We start from the raw sequence: 16,639 nt of genomic DNA, 5'->3' as shown, positions 1-16,639 counted from the left end.
GACCCTCGCGTCGAGGGCTGACCGTCACCAGGGGCGTCACCGCTGGCGCGTCGCCTTCCACAGGCCGGAGCGCTCGGCCCCGGCCGCGATCCGGCGGTCCGCGATTTCAGCTTCGTCCACTTCGGCGATCCCGGCATGCTTCAGCGCCCGCAGAAGGACGCTGCGCACGGTGGTGCCCTCCTCCTCGGCCTTGCGCCGGACGGCGCGCTTGACGCTCTGCGGCACCATGGCGGCAAGCTGGACGTCGGGCTCCCGCCGGACGGAGGACGCGTTGGCACCGTTCGTCGGCACGGCGTGGATGGGGAAAAGTCGGTCGTCGCGCATGAATCCGCCGTTCTTATGATTCGAACGTCCGAGTCCTCGCACGTTATAGTTAATTTCCGATTAACCATGATTCTCGGGGGTGGCGGCCGGTTCCAGACCTTGGTCCTGACACCCGCTACGCCGGAAGAGAGATTGACCTTCCACCCGCCGGACCATTTGCATGCTTCGGATGTGTCCCGCTGCCCGGACGCCATCGGGTGGATCATCGGCGGGCCGGTCATTGGAAGGGAGCGTCGAACTTGGCATCACGTCCATCGAAGCGCCGCATCGCCATCATCGGGGCCGGCTTCACCGGCAGCGTCCTTGCCGCCCACCTTCTGCGGACCGCCGAGGAGCCGACCAGCGTCCACCTGATCGAGCGCGCCCCCAGCGTCGGGACGGGGCTCGCCTACTCCACGCCGAACAGCGCCCACGTGCTGAACGTGCGCGCCTACAACATGAGCGCCTTCCCCGACGACCCGCGCCATTTCCTGCGCTGGCTGTGGGCGCAGGATGATGGTGGCGTGGATGGCGGTCTGGTTCCGCCGAGCGGGCATGCCTTCGTGTCGCGGGCGCGCTACGGCGCCTACATCCAGGACGTGCTGCGCGACGCGCAGGCCTCGGCACCGCCCCACGTCTCCCTGACCGTGACCCGGGCGGAGGTGGTGGACCTCGCCCAGGATACCGATGGCGCGGATGGCCCAGGGAATGGCGGAATCCGCCTGCGGCTCGGCACCGGGCCCAGCCTGAACGTCGATCTGGCGGCGCTCTGCGTCGGCAACTTCTCGCCCTCCCCGCCCGCCGTGACGGAGCCGGAGGTGCTGGCGTCCGACCGCTTCGTCGCCGCCCCCTGGGATTGGCAGGCGCTGGCCGCCATCGACGCCGACGCGCCCGTGCTGATCCTGGGCACCGGCCTGACCATGGTGGACACAGTGCTCGCGCTGGAGGACCAGGGCCACCGCGGCCCGGTCCTGGCGCTGTCGCGGCGCGGCCTGCTGCCCGTCGTGCATGAGGAGACCCGCCCCTTCAAGAGCTTCGTCCACCCGCAGGTGATGCCGCACACCGTGCTGGACGTGCTGATCGCGCTGAAGGCCGACGTGCGGCGCGCCCGCGCGGCGGGGCTGGACTGGCGCTCCGCCTTCGACGCACTGCGGCCCTACCACCACCTTCTCTGGAAGAACCTGCCAATGGAGGAGCGGCGGCGCTTCCTGCGCCACGCCCGGCCCTATTGGGAGATCCTGCGCCACCGCATGGCGCCGGAGGTTGCGGCCAGGATCGCCTCCCTGATCGCGAACGGCCGGCTGACCATCCGGGCGGGCCGGCTGCGCGAGTTGCGGCTGCTCCCCGACGGGGTCGAGGCGACGGTGCGGGCGCGCGGTGCGGAGGGCAACGTCTGGACCCGCCGCGTCGGCGCGGTGATCAACGCCACCGGCACCGAATGCGACTTCGGCCGGATCGACCACCCGCTGGTGCGCTCGCTTCTGGAACGCGGGCTGGCCCGGCCGGACCCGCTGCGCCTCGGCCTCGACGTCACGGAGGACGGCGCTCTGATCGGCGAGGACGGGGCGGTCTCGCGCCGCCTGTTCGCGCTCGGCCCGGTCAGCCGGCCGCCCTTCTGGGAGATGACCGCCGTGCCCGAGCTGCGCAACCAATGCGCCGCCGCCGCCCGCCACCTGATCGGCCTGCCGCTGGGGATTCCCCAGGTCCCGTCCCTGCGGGCGCCGCGCACCCGCGTCAGCCAGTAGCGCGGCCCCGGCCGGCTGGTGGTAGGCTCCGCGGCGTTGGTACGATCGCGAGGACCCGTTCGACGATGCCCAGGACGACGCCCAGTACGACGCCCAGTACGACACCCAGTACGACACAGAGACTGACCATCGGCGCGCTCGCCGCGCAAACCGGGGTGAAGGTCCCGACCATCCGCTATTACGAGAGCATCGGCCTGCTGCCGGAGCCGCCGCGCACCGACAGCAACCGCCGCACCTACGACGATACTGCGGCGCGGCGGCTGCGCTTCATCCGGCACGCCCGCGAACTGGGCTTCGAGGTGGACGCCATCCGCCAGCTCCTGTCGCTGGCCGACGATCCGGGCCAGCCCTGCGCCCAGGCCGACTCCCTGGCGCGCACCCACCTCGCCGACATCGAATCGAAGATCGCCCGGCTGGAGGCGCTGCGCGCCGAGGTTCGGCAGATGGTGGAGCAATGCGCCCACGGGCAGGTCCGGACCTGCCACGTGATCGAGGTCCTGGCCGACCACGCCCACTGCCTGCATGAGCATCACTGATTGGCGCCATCACTGATTAGCGCCATCGCTGATCGGTGCCGACGATCGCGGGATCGCGCTGTTTCCCTCTTGATCCTCCAGTGGCTGGAGGATCTACGCTGCTTCGGACCGGAGGCGGCCTGCGTGGCCGCCGGCTTTCGACAACGCGAGGGACGGCAATCGTGCCGCATGACCATTCACACGGCCACTGCCAGGGCCACTCCCATGAACACGGCCATGCGCACGGGCATGGCCATTCACACGGGCACGGCCATTCACACGGGCTGGGCGGCCATCACCACGCGCCGGCCCATTACGACCGTGCCTTCGCCATCGGCACCGCGCTGAACCTCGGCTTCGTCGCCGTGGAGGCCGTCTATGGGGTCCTCGCCAACTCCGTGGCGCTGCTGGCCGACGCCGGCCACAACCTGTCCGACGTGCTGGGGCTTCTGCTGGCCTGGGGGGCGGCCTGGATGACCCGGCGCCGGCCGACGACCCGCCACACCTACGGCTTCGGCAGCTCCAGCATCCTGGCGTCGCTGCTGAACGCGGTGGTGCTGCTGATCGCCGTGGGCGCCATCGCCTGGGAGGCGTTCGGGCGGCTGATTCATCCGCAGCCGGTGGAGGGCGGAACGGTGATGTGGGTCGCCGCCGTCGGGATCGCGATCAACGCCGGCACGGCCTGGCTGTTCATGGGCGGCAAGGACACCGACCTGAACATCCGCGGCGCCTACCTGCACATGGCCGCCGACGCCGCCGTGTCGCTGGGCGTCGTGATCGCGGCTCTGCTGATCGGCTGGACCGGCTGGCTGTGGCTCGACCCGCTGGTCAGCCTGGGCATCGTCGTGGTCATCGTGATCGGCACCTGGGGGCTGCTGCGGGAGTCGGCCAACCTCGCCATGAACGCCGTGCCGGAGGGGATCGACCGCGCCGCCGTCGAAGGCTACCTCGCAGCATTGCCCGGCGTCACCGCCGTGCACGACCTGCACATCTGGGGCCTGAGCACGACCGACACGGCGCTGACCGCGCACATCGTCCGCCCCGGCTGCGGGACGGACGACGATCTGCTGAAGCGCGTGGCGCAGGAGCTGAAGGACCGCTTCGGCATCGGCCACGCGACGATCCAGGTGGAGCACGACGGCCAGGACTGCGGCCTCGCCCCCGCGGACGTGGTGTGACCGCAGCCCCGTAAGGACCGTCAGGCGGCCGGGCGCATCTCCCCACTGCCGTGCCCGCCGTGCTGGGTCGCGTCGCGCACCACGCGCACCAGCAGATGGCGCAGCTCGTCGATGCTGCTCGCGACGTCCTTGGACAGCAGGCTGACGCGGGACGCCTGCTCGCCGGTGGTCTCGGCCTCCTGCGACACCTCGGCGATGCGGGACGACACGTCCTGCGCCGCTTCCGAGGTCTGGGTGACGTTCTGCGCGATCATGCCGGTGGCGGTGCCCTGCCCTTCGATCGCGTTCCCGATCAGGGAGGAGACGCCCTCCACCTTGCGGATGGAGTCCGCGATGGCGCGCACCGCGGACACGGCGCTGTTGGTGGTGCTCTGGATCCGGCCGATCTGGGCGCCGATCTCCTCGGTAGCCTTGGCCGTCTGGCTGGCGAGGTTCTTCACCTCGCTCGCCACCACGGCGAAGCCCTTCCCGGCCTCCCCGGCCCGCGCCGCCTCGATGGTGGCGTTGAGCGCCAGGAGGTTGGTCTGTCCGGCGATGCTGTTGATCAGCTGACTGACCTCCCCGATGCGGTTGACCGCGTCGGACAGGTGCAGGATCGTCTCCTCCGCGTGGGAGGAGGCGCGGACCGCATCGCCCGTCACCTCGACCGAGGCCCGGACCTGGGTGGTGATCTCGCGGATGGAGGCGCTCAGCTCCTCCGACGCGGCGGCCACCGTCTGCGCGTTGGAGAGCGCCTGGGAGGCCGCGACGGCGACGCCCTGGCTGTCCTGGCTGACCGACACCGCCGAATTCGCCATGCGCGCCGCGCTTTCCGACATCAGGCTTGTCTGGGCGGCGATGCTGTCCACCGCCTTCTGCGTCTCGCGCTCCACCGTCTCGGCCATGCGCAGCAGGGCCTCCTGCTTGTCGCGGTCGGCGCGCTCGCGCGCTTCCTCGCCCTGCCGCCGCAGCCGCTGGGTTTCCCGCGCGTTGTCGCGGAAGACGGCCAGCGAGCGCGCCATGGCCCCGACTTCGTCACGGCGCTGGGCGCCCGGTATGGCAACCTCCAGGTTGCCACCGGACAGTTCCGTCATGGCGTCGGTCATGCGGACGACCGGGCGGATCACGCCCCGGATCATCGCGACGATTCCCAGCACGATCAGGCCCAGGACGCCGGCCGCGACGCTCCAGGCGATGGCCGTGAACTGCGACTCGCGCGCGGTGGCATAATCCTCGGTCTGGCTGTTCAGCACGGTCGCCTTGGCGACCACGTCGTCGATGTAGGCGCGGTGCGCGTTGTAGGCGGTGGCGATGACTGTGTAGGCCTTGCGCGCGCGCTCCGTGTCGCCGGCCGCCAGCGCGGGCAGCAGCCCCTTGTCGATGGCGTCCCAGACCTTCATCGCCTCGTCGTGCGCGCCGCGCAGGAAGGCGTCGCGGATCGAAGGGTCGAGGGTCTGCTCCAGCCAGAAGGCATGGCGATCGTCGTAGTCCTTGCGCAGTGCCGCCAGCCGTTCGCGCCGCTGCGCCAGGGACGGCGGGTCGTTGTAGACCAGGGTCGCTTCCAGATACGCCTCGATCACGTATTCCGGAGGCGGCAGGATGTCGGCGATCAAGTCCTTACCCAGAACAACCTTTTGGTAGATCGGCCCGTTAACCTTCAACTCACGGATGGCAATTGCCCCGGTGGCGGCGACGGTGATGAAACCGAGCGTGACCAGGACGCCAAACCAATTTGTCAGGTTTGTAATCTTCGCGTTCATTTCATCCCTCCACGACCGAGTGCACGCCCTTCCCTATATCAGTAAACCAATTTACCCGTCATTCGGAATAATCGGATGAACGGACTGTCGAAAAGTCGCAGTGATGAGACCCATATCCCCCCAAGCGGCCGCCGCACCTCCACGGAGGTAGGGCGACCGGCCTTGTTGGGTGCCGCGGCGCCCCCACCTACGCGTCGACCGCGATGATATGGGGAGAACAGACATGCGCTTGGCCAGAACCGCCGCCCTGACGACCGCCTTCGCGCTGACCGCATGCCTGGGCGTCACCGACGCGGGCGCGGTCGACAAGACCTATGGGACGGAGAAGGCCAGGGTCACGGTGAAGACCGTCGCCAGCGGGCTCAACCACCCCTGGGGGCTGGCCTTCCTGCCGGACGGTCGCATGCTGGTGACCGAGAAGGAGGGCAACCTGCGGATCGTCTCCGCCGACGGGCGGCTCTCCCCGCCGCTGAAGGGCGTGCCGGAGGTCGACGACCGCGACCAGGGCGGGCTGCTGGACGTGGCGCTCGACCCAAACTTCGCGCAGAACCGCCTCGTCTACCTCAGCTTCTCCGAACCTGGGCCGAACGGCACCACCTCCACCGCGGTGGCGCGCGGGACCTTGAGCGCCGACGGCGCGGCGCTGACCGGCACGCGCGTGATCTTCTCCCAGAAGCCGAAGGTGCAGAGCCGCAAGCACTACGGCTCGCGTCTGGTGTTCGACCGGCAGGGCCAGTTGTACGTGACGCTGGGCGAGCGGTCGGAGGAACAGTTCCGGACGCAGGCGCAGGATCTCGACTCGCACCTGGGCAAGGTCGTGCGCATCAACCCGGACGGCTCGGTCCCCGCGGACAACCCCTATGCGAACAAGCAGGGCGCGTTGCCGGAGATCTGGTCCTACGGCCACCGCAACATCCAGGGCGCGGCCCTGCACCCGCAGACCGGCGCGTTGTGGATCAACGAGCATGGCCCGCGCGGCGGCGACGAGATCAACGTGCCGCAGCCGGGGAAGAACTACGGCTGGCCGGTGGTGTCCTACGGCGTGAACTACAACGGCACGCCGGTCGGCACCGGCAAGTCGAGCGCGCCGGGCATGGAGGAGCCGATTTACCACTGGACCCCGGTCATCGGCGCCTCCGGCATGACCTTCTACACGGCGGACGCCATCCCGGGCTGGAAGGGAAGCCTGTTCAACGGCGGGCTCACCACGCGGGAGGTGGTGCGGCTCGAACTGGACGGCACGAAGGTCACCCACGAGGAGCGCATGTTCCGCGACCTCGGCAAGCGCATCCGCCAAGTGAGCCAGGGGCCGGACGGCGCGCTCTACCTGCTGACCGACGCGGGCGACGGCGAAATCCTGCGCGTCGCCCCGGCGGCGAACCGCTGACGCGACGATTGCCTCCCCCTTCGTCGCTTTGATCCGGCCGGTCAGGTGATCGATCCGGCCGGTCATTCAGCGGCGGGCGCTTCCATGACACCTTCTGTCCATCGAACGGGCCGGCAAACACAACGACCGCCGGCCCCAACCAAGCGATGGAGAGCGTGTCATGATGATGGACTGGAACGCCTACCGGCAGCAGGTCTTCGCCGGCGTCGGCCAGATCGGCAAGCTAAGCCCCGACACGATCAAGGGCTATGTCGCGCTGAGCACCGCCGGCGAGAAGACCGGGCAACTGGACGCCAAGACCCGCGAGCTGATCGCGCTGGCGGTTGCCGTTTCCCTGCGCTGCGACGGCTGTATCACGGTGCACACCGACGCCGCCGTCAAGCACGGCGCCACCCGTGAGGAGATCGCCGAGGCGCTGGGCGTCGCGGTGGCGATCAACGCCGGTGCCGCGATCGTCTACTCGACCCGTGTGCTCGACGCCCACGCCAACCATCCGCAGGTCGCGGCCTAGCTGATGCCCCGCAGTATTCCGGAGTCTTTGCCATGAACATCCTGCTTCGGTCCGTCCTGGGCGGTGTCTCGGGACCGACCTCCAACCGCATCGGCCTGCACGCCACGCGCATCGCCATCGCGATCATCTTCCTCTGGATCGGCGCCCTGAAGTTCGTTCCCTACGAGGCCGACAGCATCACCCCCTTCGTCGCCAACAGCCCGGTGATGTCCTTCTTCTACGCCCATCCGGACGAGTACCGCCCGCACCTGACGCACGAAGGCGAGTTGAAGCCGGCCGAACGCGCCTGGCAGACCGACAACCACACCTACGCCTTCTCCACCGGCCTCGGCGTGGTCGAACTGGCCATCGGCTTCCTGACCCTGCTGGGCCTCGTGTCCCGCCGCCTCGGCCTGATCGGAGCGATCCTCGCCTTCCTGACGCCCGTCGTGACCCTGTCCTTCCTGATCACGACGCCGGAGGCCTGGGTGCCCGCCCTGGGCGACGCGCAGCACGGCTTCCCTTATCTCTCCGGCGCCGGCCGCCTGGTTCTGAAGGATGTGGCGCTTTGGGCCGGTGCATGGCTCGTGCTCGCCGACAGCGCCCGCGCCGTTCTTGAGCACGCCGACACGACGCAGCCCGCGCCAGCCACAAGCACCATCCACCTGGGCACCGCCGCGCGGAACTGACGCCCTGGTCCCTTCCTCTTGATCCTGCCGAACGGCCAAAGAAAAAGCCCCGACGTCCAAGGACGCCGAGGCTTTTCTCCGTTTCCGGAACTTGGTCGGAGCGACAGGATTTGAACCTGCGACCCCCAGACCCCCAGTCTGATGCGCTACCAGGCTGCGCTACGCTCCGTCAAGCGGACCGCCCTTCGTTCCGGAAGGGAGCGGGACTATAGCCGCGCCCTGCGGCCAAGGCAACCGTTACTGTTCACTTTTTTTCGCAAAAATCACTCCGCCGAATCTGCCGCTTTCGCGAGCATGGAACGCAGGATTTTCAACTCTTCCAGGACGTCCTCGATCTCCCGGCGGGCCGCTTCGGGAAGCGTTGGGGACGGCGGCGCCTCCGCGCCAGCGGCGGCGCTGGGCAGTTCGATATCCGGAGCGTCGGTTGGCTCGATTGCTTGCTCGGCAGGCTCGTCCGCCTCATCGATTCCCGAGGTCTCAACCGTGTCCAGCGGCTCGCCGGAGTCCGTGAGCCCTTCCTTCAGAAGGCGCTGGACGCCCTTGATCGTGTAGCCCTCAAGGTAGAGCAGGCTCTGGATCCGCCGAAGCAGCTCCACATCCTCCGGCCGGTAATAGCGCCTTCCCCCGCCGCGCTTCAGCGGGCGGAGTTGCGGAAAGCGCGATTCCCAGAACCGCAGCACGTGCTGAGGCACGTCCAGCTCGGTCGAAACCTCGCTGATGGTGCGGAACGCCGTCGCCGATTTCGCGGCGGAGCGATGCGTTCTCATGTCGGGGATGCCTTATGACGGGCGGCGGATTACGAGGCCGCCTTGACGCGGGACGCTTCGGCGTCGGCGTCCGCGTCGTTGATCCGGTTCTTCAGGACGTGGCTGGCGCGGAAGACGAGCACGCGCCGCGGCAGGATCGGCACTTCCTCGCCGGTCTTGGGATTGCGGCCGACGCGCTGCCCCTTCTGCCGGATCTGGAAGCTGCCGAAGGACGAGATCTTCACCATCTCGCCACGGGCCAGCGCGTCGGAGATTTCCTCCAGCACGCTTTCGACGAGATCGGCCGATTCGTTGCGCGACAGCCCGACTTCCTGATAGACGGCTTCGCTGAGCTGAGCGCGCGTGACGGTGTTCTGGGTCATGGTTCGCCTTCCCCCCGCAACCATTGGGGAAAACCGTAATCCGGCGAAAGAACCCCGTCAATTCAAAAGCTTGGAACGGCGCGTTGAACTGGAGGCGCCCGGTTCAGCCTACCAGCGAACCAGCGCCGCGCCCCAGCTGAGCCCGCCGCCGATGGCTTCCATCAGGACGACGTCGCCGCGCTTGATGCGGCCGTCGTGCACCGCCTCGGCAAGCGCCAGCGGGATCGACGCCGCCGAAGTGTTGCCGTGGCGGTCGACGGTCAGCACCACCTTGTCGGTGGACAGCTTCAGCTTGCGGGCGATGCCGTCGATGATTCGCTGGTTGGCCTGGTGCGGCACCAGCCAGTCCACGGTCGACGGCTCCATCCCGTTGGCAGCCAGCGCCTCTTCCACCACCGACGACAGCTTGCTGACGGCGTGGCGGAACACGTCCTGGCCGTTCATGCGGACATGGCCGGTCGTGCCGGTGGTGGACGGCCCGCCGTCCACGTAGAGCAGGCCGTAGGTCGAGCCGTCGGAATGCAGGTGCGTGGACAGCACGCCGCGGTCGGCCGACGTGCCGGGGGCGTCGTAGCCCTCCAGCACCACGGCCCCGGCTCCGTCGCCGAACAGCACGCAGGTTGTGCGGTCCTTCCAGTCCAGCAGGCGGGAGAAGGTCTCCGCCCCGATGACCAAGGCGCGGGTCGCCTGGCCGGCGCGGATGAAGTTGTCGGCGATCGACAGGGCGTAGACGAACCCGGCGCACACCGCCTGGATGTCCAGCGCGAAACCCTTGGTGCCCAGCGCCGCCTGCACCTTGGTCGCGGTGGCCGGAAAGGTGTTGTCCGGCGTGGTGGTGGCGAGCACGATGCAGTCGATGCTGCCCGCGTCCACGCCCGCATGTTCCAGCGCGCGGGTCGCCGCGGCGACGGCGAGGTCGGAGGTCAGTTCCCCCTCGGCCGCGATGTGGCGCGCCTTGATGCCGGTGCGCTGGACGATCCACTCGTCGGTGGTGTCCACGCGCGACTCCAGGTCGCGATTCGTCACGACGTTGGCCGGCAGGTACGAACCGCAGCCGAGAATCCGGGAACGCTTGACCATGTTTTAAACCGCCGCCGCCTTGGTGTCGGGAAGAGGGTTGGAGCCGCCGAGCCGCTGCATCTCTTCCTTGATCCGGTCGTTGAAACCGTTTGCCGCGAGGTTGTAGGCCACGCCGATGGCGTTGGCAAAGCCGATCGCGTCGGTCCCGCCGTGACTTTTGACGCACACCCCGCGCAGCCCCAGGAACATGGCGCCGTTGTAGCGGCGCGGGTCGATGCGCTGCTTCAGCCGCTTGAAGGCGCCGCGCGCCAGCAGGTAGCCGAGCTGTGCTGCCCAGGAGGACTGGAAGGACCGGCGCAGGAATTCGGCGAACAGCTTGGCCGTGCCTTCCGCGGTCTTCAGGGCGATGTTGCCGGTGAAGCCGTCGGTGACGATCACGTCCACGGCGCCGCCGGGGATGTCGTTGCCCTCCACGAATCCGTGGAAGCGCCCAGGCAGAGGCATCTCGCGCAGGCGTGCCGCGGCGGCGCGGACCACCTCGTTCCCCTTCACCTCTTCCGACCCGATGTTCAGCACACCGATGGTCGGCTCGCTCAGCGCCAGCACGGTGCGCGCGAAGACGGCGCCCATGACGGCGAACTGCACGAGGTTCTCGGGCTGGCATTCGGTGTTGGCGCCGAGGTCGAGCATGATGCTCTCCCCGCGCAAGGTCGGGAAGAAGGACGCGATCGCCGGACGGTCGATGCCCGGCAGCGTCTTCAGCACGAACTTGGCCATGGCCATCAGCGCGCCGGTGTTGCCGGCGGAGACCACGCAGGCCGCCTCCCCCGCCGCGACCGAATCGATGGCGAGCCGCATGCTGGACTGGCGTCCGGCGCGCAGCGCGATCGACGGCTTGGCGTCGCCGGCCACCGAGTCCGGTGTGTGGCGCACCTCGACCAACGCCTTCAAGGCCGGCCGCTGGGCCAGCAACGGCTCGATGCGGGCGGCGTCCCCGAACAGCAGGTAATGCACGTTCGGATGGCGCTCGCGGGCGATGTCCGCCCCGGCAACCACCATGTCTGGAGCATGGTCGCCGCCCATGGCATCAAGGGCAATCGTCAGGCGCTGGCTCACCGCGGGTAGGCTCCCTCACTGGGGCAGGTAGCGGCCAACCGGACCGACATCAGGCCGCCGGAGCGCTCTGAACCACTTCGCGCTGGTCGTAATGACCGCAGGAACCGCAGACGTGGTGCGGGCGCTTCAGCTCGCCGCAGTTCGGGCACTCGTTGTAGGCCGCGGTCGGCAGGGCGTGGTGCGAGCGACGCATGTTGCGGCGCGACTTGGAGGTCTTCTTCTTCGGAACAGCCATGGCCGTAAACTCTCTTCATTGGAAAAGGCGGCCCGTAGGGGGGCCGCCTGACGCGAGCGGCATTCAATACGGCAATTGCCTTCGGAGGGCAAGCCCGTTCCACCGCTAATTCCGACGCTTCAACCGTTCCAGCGCGGCAAAAGGGTTCGGCTTGTCCGGGTCGGCCGCCGGCAACGCGTTTTCCGCGTCTTTGCTGGCCTCCTCCTCGTCTTCCTCGCCATCGCCGTAGCCTTCGAAGGCAATGCCTTCGGCCCGCGGGTAGGGATCGAGCGCCAGCGACAGATGCTGCGCGGCCAGTTCGCCGAGGTCGATCTTTCCGTTCTGCATCGCCTCCGGAATGTCCTCCTCGGCAACGCTGGGGTCGATGAAGATCTCGTCGTCCTCCTTCGGCACCATCGATTCCGGCGCGAACAGCGCGCCGAAGCGGTCGGACACGTGGGCCGGCACCGGCTCCAGCGTCACGACGCAGGTCTGCACGACATCGGCCTCCAGGTCGCCGGAGACGCGCACCATCTGGCCGCCGCGCACGGAGCGCAGGCGCAGCGTGGCGGTCAGGCGGTCGATGGCCTCCAGTTCGAATCGCTCCGCGAGCGCGCGGCGCTCGGCCTCGGTCGCCTCGATGGTCTGAACCACCTCCCCGTCGCGGTGGACGGCGTCGGCCCGGACGATTCGCGAGAATTCCGGGGCGGGTTCGGCGGCGTGCTGCATGTTGGGCTGTTCCTCGTCGCGGCGCCCGCCCGCCGGCCGCTGTTCGCGGGAGGGTGCGGGCGGTGGGCGCTACTCTCTATCATAGTGTCAGATGCAACCGTGGACGCCGAAAGGCAAGCCCGCCGGCGCCCCATGTTAATAAGGAGTGACGCTACTCCATCCGAGCGTCCGGCGCGCCGCGGACATGAATCGGGCCGAAGTGGACTTGGCCGGCGAGCAGCGACTCCAGCGGCTGTTCGGCCAGCCCGGCGACCGCGCGGCGGACATAGGCGGTCATGGCGGCGAGATGCGCCCGGTCGGTGTCCGGCGCGGTGCCGTAGACGTTGTTGTCCAGCGCCACCTCAAGCAGAGCCTCGTCGGCACCGGGGGCGAGCGCGCGGTCGTAGGCCTGGATGCGCCCGGCCATGCCGCGGACCATGGTCTTGACGCGGCGGCTGATGCCGCTGTCGCCGACGCCCTGCTCCATCAGCGACTTCTCGAAATTGTCGATCATCGTCTCGTAGAGCTGTCGGGACCAGTCGGTCGCCGTGGCACCCTGCCCCTTCAGCCGGTGCATCACCAGGAACACATGCAGCACGACCATGTCGAAACGGCCGTCCAGCGTGTCGGGGACGCCGAGGTCGCGGTAGAAGGCCGGGTCACGGGCTTGTCCCACGATCTTCACGAAGAATTCGGTGGCGGCGCGGGTGTCGCGGCGGCGCCGGAACAGGCGGTCGAACACGGTTTCTCTCTCGCTCGGAGTTTCGTTGACAGGACAAACCGCCCGGTGCGATTGTCCCGGCATTGTGGGCTGAGCGCGGCTTTGGCAAAACCTCCGCCGCCTGCCCGTGCCATCATAGCCTGAGCACCATGACGAGATCGATTCCTTCGGCGCTGTGCGCCTTCGCCTTTCTGGGCCTCGCCGTTTCCGCGTGCTCGCCCACCGTGGCGACCCGCGGCAACCTGACGGATCCCGATCGCCTTGCGGAAATCAAGGCCGGCCAGTCCCGGCGGGAGGACGTCGCCGGCGTTCTCGGCACCCCGACCTCGGCCGGGACCTTCGACCCGAACGTCTGGTACTACATCGGCCAGAAGACGGAGAAGGTCGCCTTCTTCCGGCCCGAGGTGGTGGAGCGCCGCGTGGTGATCGTCCATTTCGACGACGCCGGCGTGGTGCAGGAGATCAAGCAGCTCGACGCCAACGACGGCCAGGACATCGAGATGGTGGACCGCACCACCCCGACCGCCGGCCGCGAACTGGGCTTCCTGGAACAGATGCTCGGCAACGTCGGCCGCTTCTCCGCCAAGGACGGCAAGAACCGCGGCCCCGGCCGCTGATGGCGACACGCCTTCGACACGCAAAAGCCCCGCTCGCGCGGGGCTTTTTTGTTTGCGGGTGAAGTGGTCCCGTTGGGCCCCCACCCTAACCCTCCCCCACCTTCGGCGAGGGAGGGAACTCCGCCGCGCGTCCCTGAAGCCCTCCCCCGCGAAGTGGGGGAGGGTTGGGTGGGGGCCCAGCTCAAGCACTTACCAGCCGACCATATCCTCAGCTCAGCTGCGCCAGGATGGCCAGCAGCAGAATCGCCACGATGTTGGTGATCTTGATCATCGGGTTTACCGCCGGGCCGGCGGTGTCCTTGTACGGGTCGCCGACGGTGTCGCCGGTCACCGCCGCCTTGTGCGCGTCGGAGCCCTTGCCGCCATGGTTGCCCTCCTCGATGTACTTCTTGGCGTTGTCCCAGGCGCCGCCGCCCGACGTCATGGAAATGGCGACGAAGATGCCCGTGACGATGGTGCCCAGCAGCATGGCGCCCAGCGCGGCGAAGGCCTGGGCCTGGCCGGCGATGGCGGCGATGATCACGTACAGCACCACCGGCGCCAGCACCGGCAGCAGCGAGGGGATGACCATCTCCTTGATGGCGGCGCGGGTCAGCATGTCCACCGCGCGGCCATAGTCCGGCTTGGCGGTGCCCTCCATGATGCCGGCGATCTCGCGGAACTGGCGGCGCACCTCCACCACCACCGACCCGGCGGCGCGGCCGACCGCCGTCATGCCCATCGCCCCGAACAGGTAGGGCAGCAGGCCGCCGATCAGCAGCCCGACCACCACATAGGGATCGTCCAGCTTGAACTCGACGGTGACGTTCGGGAAATAGTGCTTCAGGTCCTGGACATAAGCCGCGAACAGCACCAGCGCCGCGAGGCCGGCGGAGCCGATGGCGTAGCCCTTGGTCACCGCCTTGGTCGTGTTGCCCACGGCGTCCAGCGCGTCGGTCGTGACGCGGATGTCCTTGGGCATCTCCGACATCTCGGCGATGCCGCCGGCGTTGTCCGTCACCGGGCCGTAGGCGTCGAGCGCCACCACCATGCCGGCCAGCGCCAGCATCGTCGTGGCGGCGATGCCGATGCCGAACACGCCGGCCTGCCCGTAGGCGATGATGATGCCGATGCAGATCACCAGAACCGGCAGCGCCGTCGCCTCCATCGAGACGGCGAGGCCCTGGATGACGTTGGTGCCGTGCCCGGTTTCCGACGCGCGGGCGACGCTGCGCACCGGACGGAAGGCGGTGGAGGTGTAGTATTCGGTGATCCACACCAGGAACCCGGTCACGCCGAGCCCGACCAGCGAGGACACGAACAGGTTCAGGCCCGTGACATAGCCGCCGCTGTTCAGCGTGATCGGGCGGGAGAAGCCGAACATGATCGCCGTGACGATCAGGATCAGGACCAGCGATATGCCGGCCGTCGCGGCGAGCCCCTTGTACAGGGCGTTCATGATGTTGTTGTCGGAACCGAGCTTCACGAAGAAAGTGCCGGCGACAGAGGCCGCGATGCACACGGCGCCGATGACCAGGGGGTAGACGAGCAGCAGCCGGATGATCTCGCCCGAAAAGAAAATCGCCGCCAGCAGCATGGTGGCGACGATCGTGACGGCGTAGGTCTCGAAAAGGTCGGCGGCCATCCCGGCGCAGTCGCCGACATTGTCGCCGACATTGTCGGCGATGACCGCGGGGTTGCGGGGATCGTCCTCCGGAATGCCGGCCTCCACCTTGCCGACGAGGTCGGCGCCGACGTCCGCGCCCTTGGTGAAGATGCCGCCGCCGAGTCGCGCGAAGATGGAGATCAGCGAGGCGCCGAAGCTCAGCGCCACCAGCGCTTCCAGCACGGAGCGGACCTCCACCGGATCGGTGACGCGGTAGATCATCGTCAGGATGCCGTAGTAGACGCCGACGCCCAGCAGGCCCAGCCCGACCACCAGCATGCCCGTGATCGCCCCCGCCTTGAAGGCGATGTCGAGCGCCGGGGCCAGCCCGTGGGTCGCCGCCTGGGCGGTGCGCACGTTGGCGCGCACCGACACGTTCATGCCGACATAACCGGCCGCCCCCGACAGCACCGCGCCGATCAGGAAGCCGAAGGCCACATGCAGGCCGAGGAACGCACCGAGGATGATCAGAAGCACCACGCCCGCGATGGCGATGGTCGTGTACTGGCGGTTGAGGTAGGCACGGGCGCCCTCCTGGACGGCCGCAGCGATCTCCTGCATGCGGTCGGAGCCGGCGGAGGCCGCCATGACTTGTCTGCCGGCATAGTAACCGTACGCCAGCGCCAAAAGCCCGCTGGCTATGATGATGACGAACGCTGCTGCCATCGGTTCCCCCAAGTTTATGTTATTGGGTCCCGAGTACCGCTCTACGCGCCGTAACGCCCTCTCGCGCAAAAAAGCGGATGACGGGCAATTTGTTCGTGAAAAGGATGCCGAAGGGACAGCAGCAATGCAACAGCCGCCTCGCCCGGCCGGGCGCGGCGAAATGGCCAGGGAGTTCTCCGCCTTTCGGGGTAAGGTCGATGACGAAGGTGTTAAAGGTTGCGCTGCGTCACGACCTGGATGAGGACATCCTGCACCACACCGTCACCGACGACCTTGGCCGCCGCCTTGGTCAGTTTTTCTTTTACGGCAGGGATATTGACCAAGTTCCCGGTCAGGACCGACTTGTCGTCGACGGCGCCGTACAGCGTGGTCAGCAGCGTGTCGAACACCTTGGGCTGGAAGGCCTGGACCACCGTGATCTTGTCGGCCACCACCTCCAGCGTCACCACCACGGTGACGAACTGCTCCACCCGCTGCGACCCGATGGCCGGCACCATCAGCGGGGCCATGCGGACGAAAGCGGTGGGCGGCTTGGGCGGCGGCTCCTCCTTCTTCGGGGCCTCGCCCTCGTGCGGCACGAAATAGATGTTGTAGAGCATCCAGCCGCCATAACCGGCGCCGCCCAGCAACGCGATGCCCACGACAAGCAGCAGGACGGCCTTGATCACGCGCGCGGTATCCTTGGATGGCGGATCCCCGAAAGGGGCGGCGCGCAGCCTAGGCCCGGCCTGCTTTCCATAGGGTTAAGCGCGAGCGA

The 16,639-nt window shown here is 68.3% G+C and carries 18 protein-coding genes and 1 tRNA gene; 7 read left to right on the top strand and 12 right to left on the bottom strand.

Features of this window, described 5'->3' with window-relative positions; genetic code table 11:
- Positions 1–36: 36 nt before the first annotated feature.
- Positions 37–324, bottom strand: coding sequence for a hypothetical protein (locus J2851_RS21845; RefSeq protein ID WP_209768870.1), 288 nt, complete (start codon positions 322–324; stop codon positions 37–39).
- Positions 325–563: 239 nt separating this feature from the next.
- Here J2851_RS21845 and J2851_RS21840 point away from each other — a divergent pair, with 239 nt between their 5' ends.
- The 3 genes from J2851_RS21840 (at position 564) to J2851_RS21830 (ending at position 3,741) form a co-directional block, all read left to right on the top strand.
- The gene (locus J2851_RS21840) at positions 564–2,048 is read left to right on the top strand and encodes an FAD/NAD(P)-binding protein (protein WP_209768869.1); all 1,485 of its coding nucleotides are present in this window, start codon (positions 564–566) and stop codon (positions 2,046–2,048) included.
- A gap of 65 nt (positions 2,049–2,113) precedes the next feature.
- Positions 2,114–2,584 carry a MerR family transcriptional regulator gene (locus J2851_RS21835; RefSeq protein WP_209768868.1) on the top strand — a complete coding sequence of 157 codons (471 nt, stop codon included), beginning with the start codon at positions 2,114–2,116 and terminating at the stop codon, positions 2,582–2,584.
- Positions 2,585–2,745: 161 nt separating this feature from the next.
- Positions 2,746–3,741: a cation diffusion facilitator family transporter gene (locus J2851_RS21830; RefSeq protein WP_209768867.1), complete on the top strand. Its 996-nt coding sequence runs from the start codon at positions 2,746–2,748 to the stop codon at positions 3,739–3,741.
- Between the two features lie 20 nt (positions 3,742–3,761).
- Here the strand turns inward: J2851_RS21830 and J2851_RS21825 are convergent, their stop codons facing one another.
- Positions 3,762–5,480, bottom strand: a complete 1,719-nt coding sequence (locus J2851_RS21825; protein WP_209768866.1) for a methyl-accepting chemotaxis protein — start codon at positions 5,478–5,480, stop codon at positions 3,762–3,764.
- A gap of 223 nt (positions 5,481–5,703) precedes the next feature.
- Between J2851_RS21825 and J2851_RS21820 the strand changes: the two genes are divergently transcribed.
- The 3 genes from J2851_RS21820 (at position 5,704) to rclC (ending at position 8,046) form a co-directional block, all read left to right on the top strand.
- Positions 5,704–6,867, top strand: coding sequence for a PQQ-dependent sugar dehydrogenase (locus J2851_RS21820; RefSeq protein ID WP_246500839.1), 1,164 nt, complete (start codon positions 5,704–5,706; stop codon positions 6,865–6,867).
- A gap of 160 nt (positions 6,868–7,027) precedes the next feature.
- Positions 7,028–7,378: a carboxymuconolactone decarboxylase family protein gene (locus J2851_RS21815; protein WP_425514317.1), complete on the top strand. Its 351-nt coding sequence runs from the start codon at positions 7,028–7,030 to the stop codon at positions 7,376–7,378.
- Positions 7,379–7,410: 32 nt separating this feature from the next.
- Positions 7,411–8,046, top strand: a complete 636-nt coding sequence (gene rclC / locus J2851_RS21810; RefSeq protein WP_209768865.1) for a reactive chlorine resistance membrane protein RclC — start codon at positions 7,411–7,413, stop codon at positions 8,044–8,046.
- Between the two features lie 92 nt (positions 8,047–8,138).
- On the opposite strand, the gene J2851_RS21805 is transcribed toward rclC, so the two are convergent.
- The 8 genes from J2851_RS21805 to J2851_RS21770 all read right to left on the bottom strand — a co-directional run bounded on the left by J2851_RS21805 (position 8,139) and on the right by J2851_RS21770 (position 12,975).
- Positions 8,139–8,215 (bottom strand) — tRNA-Pro (locus tag J2851_RS21805).
- 94 nt (positions 8,216–8,309) lie between these two features.
- The gene (locus J2851_RS21800) at positions 8,310–8,813 is read right to left on the bottom strand and encodes a MerR family transcriptional regulator (RefSeq protein WP_209768864.1); all 504 of its coding nucleotides are present in this window, start codon (positions 8,811–8,813) and stop codon (positions 8,310–8,312) included.
- Between the two features lie 29 nt (positions 8,814–8,842).
- On the bottom strand, positions 8,843–9,175 hold the full coding sequence (locus J2851_RS21795; protein WP_209768862.1) for an integration host factor subunit alpha: 333 nt from the start codon (positions 9,173–9,175) through the stop codon (positions 8,843–8,845).
- A 108-nt stretch (positions 9,176–9,283) separates the two neighbouring features.
- Complete coding sequence (locus J2851_RS21790; RefSeq protein ID WP_209768860.1) at positions 9,284–10,255, bottom strand: beta-ketoacyl-ACP synthase III; 972 nt, start codon at positions 10,253–10,255, stop codon at positions 9,284–9,286.
- Between the two features lie 3 nt (positions 10,256–10,258).
- Positions 10,259–11,311 carry a phosphate acyltransferase PlsX gene (gene plsX / locus J2851_RS21785; RefSeq protein ID WP_209768858.1) on the bottom strand — a complete coding sequence of 351 codons (1,053 nt, stop codon included), beginning with the start codon at positions 11,309–11,311 and terminating at the stop codon, positions 10,259–10,261.
- Between the two features lie 49 nt (positions 11,312–11,360).
- Positions 11,361–11,546 carry a 50S ribosomal protein L32 gene (gene rpmF / locus J2851_RS21780; RefSeq protein WP_209768857.1) on the bottom strand — a complete coding sequence of 62 codons (186 nt, stop codon included), beginning with the start codon at positions 11,544–11,546 and terminating at the stop codon, positions 11,361–11,363.
- Positions 11,547–11,651: 105 nt separating this feature from the next.
- A complete protein-coding gene (locus J2851_RS21775) occupies positions 11,652–12,254 on the bottom strand; it encodes a YceD family protein (protein WP_209768855.1) in 603 nt (200 codons plus the stop codon).
- A 151-nt stretch (positions 12,255–12,405) separates the two neighbouring features.
- On the bottom strand, positions 12,406–12,975 hold the full coding sequence (locus tag J2851_RS21770; RefSeq protein ID WP_307420122.1) for a ubiquinol-cytochrome C chaperone family protein: 570 nt from the start codon (positions 12,973–12,975) through the stop codon (positions 12,406–12,408).
- Between the two features lie 128 nt (positions 12,976–13,103).
- On the opposite strand from J2851_RS21770, the gene J2851_RS21765 reads away from it, so the two are divergent.
- The gene (locus tag J2851_RS21765) at positions 13,104–13,571 is read left to right on the top strand and encodes an outer membrane protein assembly factor BamE (RefSeq protein WP_209768851.1); all 468 of its coding nucleotides are present in this window, start codon (positions 13,104–13,106) and stop codon (positions 13,569–13,571) included.
- Between the two features lie 208 nt (positions 13,572–13,779).
- Here J2851_RS21765 and J2851_RS21760 read toward each other — a convergent pair whose 3' ends face one another.
- On the bottom strand, positions 13,780–15,882 hold the full coding sequence (locus J2851_RS21760) for a sodium-translocating pyrophosphatase (RefSeq protein ID WP_209768849.1): 2,103 nt from the start codon (positions 15,880–15,882) through the stop codon (positions 13,780–13,782).
- Positions 15,883–16,091: 209 nt separating this feature from the next.
- Entirely contained in the window at positions 16,092–16,550 is a 459-nt protein-coding gene (locus J2851_RS21755) for a hypothetical protein (RefSeq protein WP_209768847.1), read from the bottom strand.
- Positions 16,551–16,639 lie beyond the last annotated feature (89 nt).

The organism is Azospirillum rugosum, from assembly GCF_017876155.1.
GTDB classification, from domain to species: domain Bacteria; phylum Pseudomonadota; class Alphaproteobacteria; order Azospirillales; family Azospirillaceae; genus Azospirillum; species Azospirillum rugosum.
The sequence above is the reverse complement of the archived record's forward strand: the minus strand, read 5'-3'. Positions and strand labels throughout refer to the sequence as shown.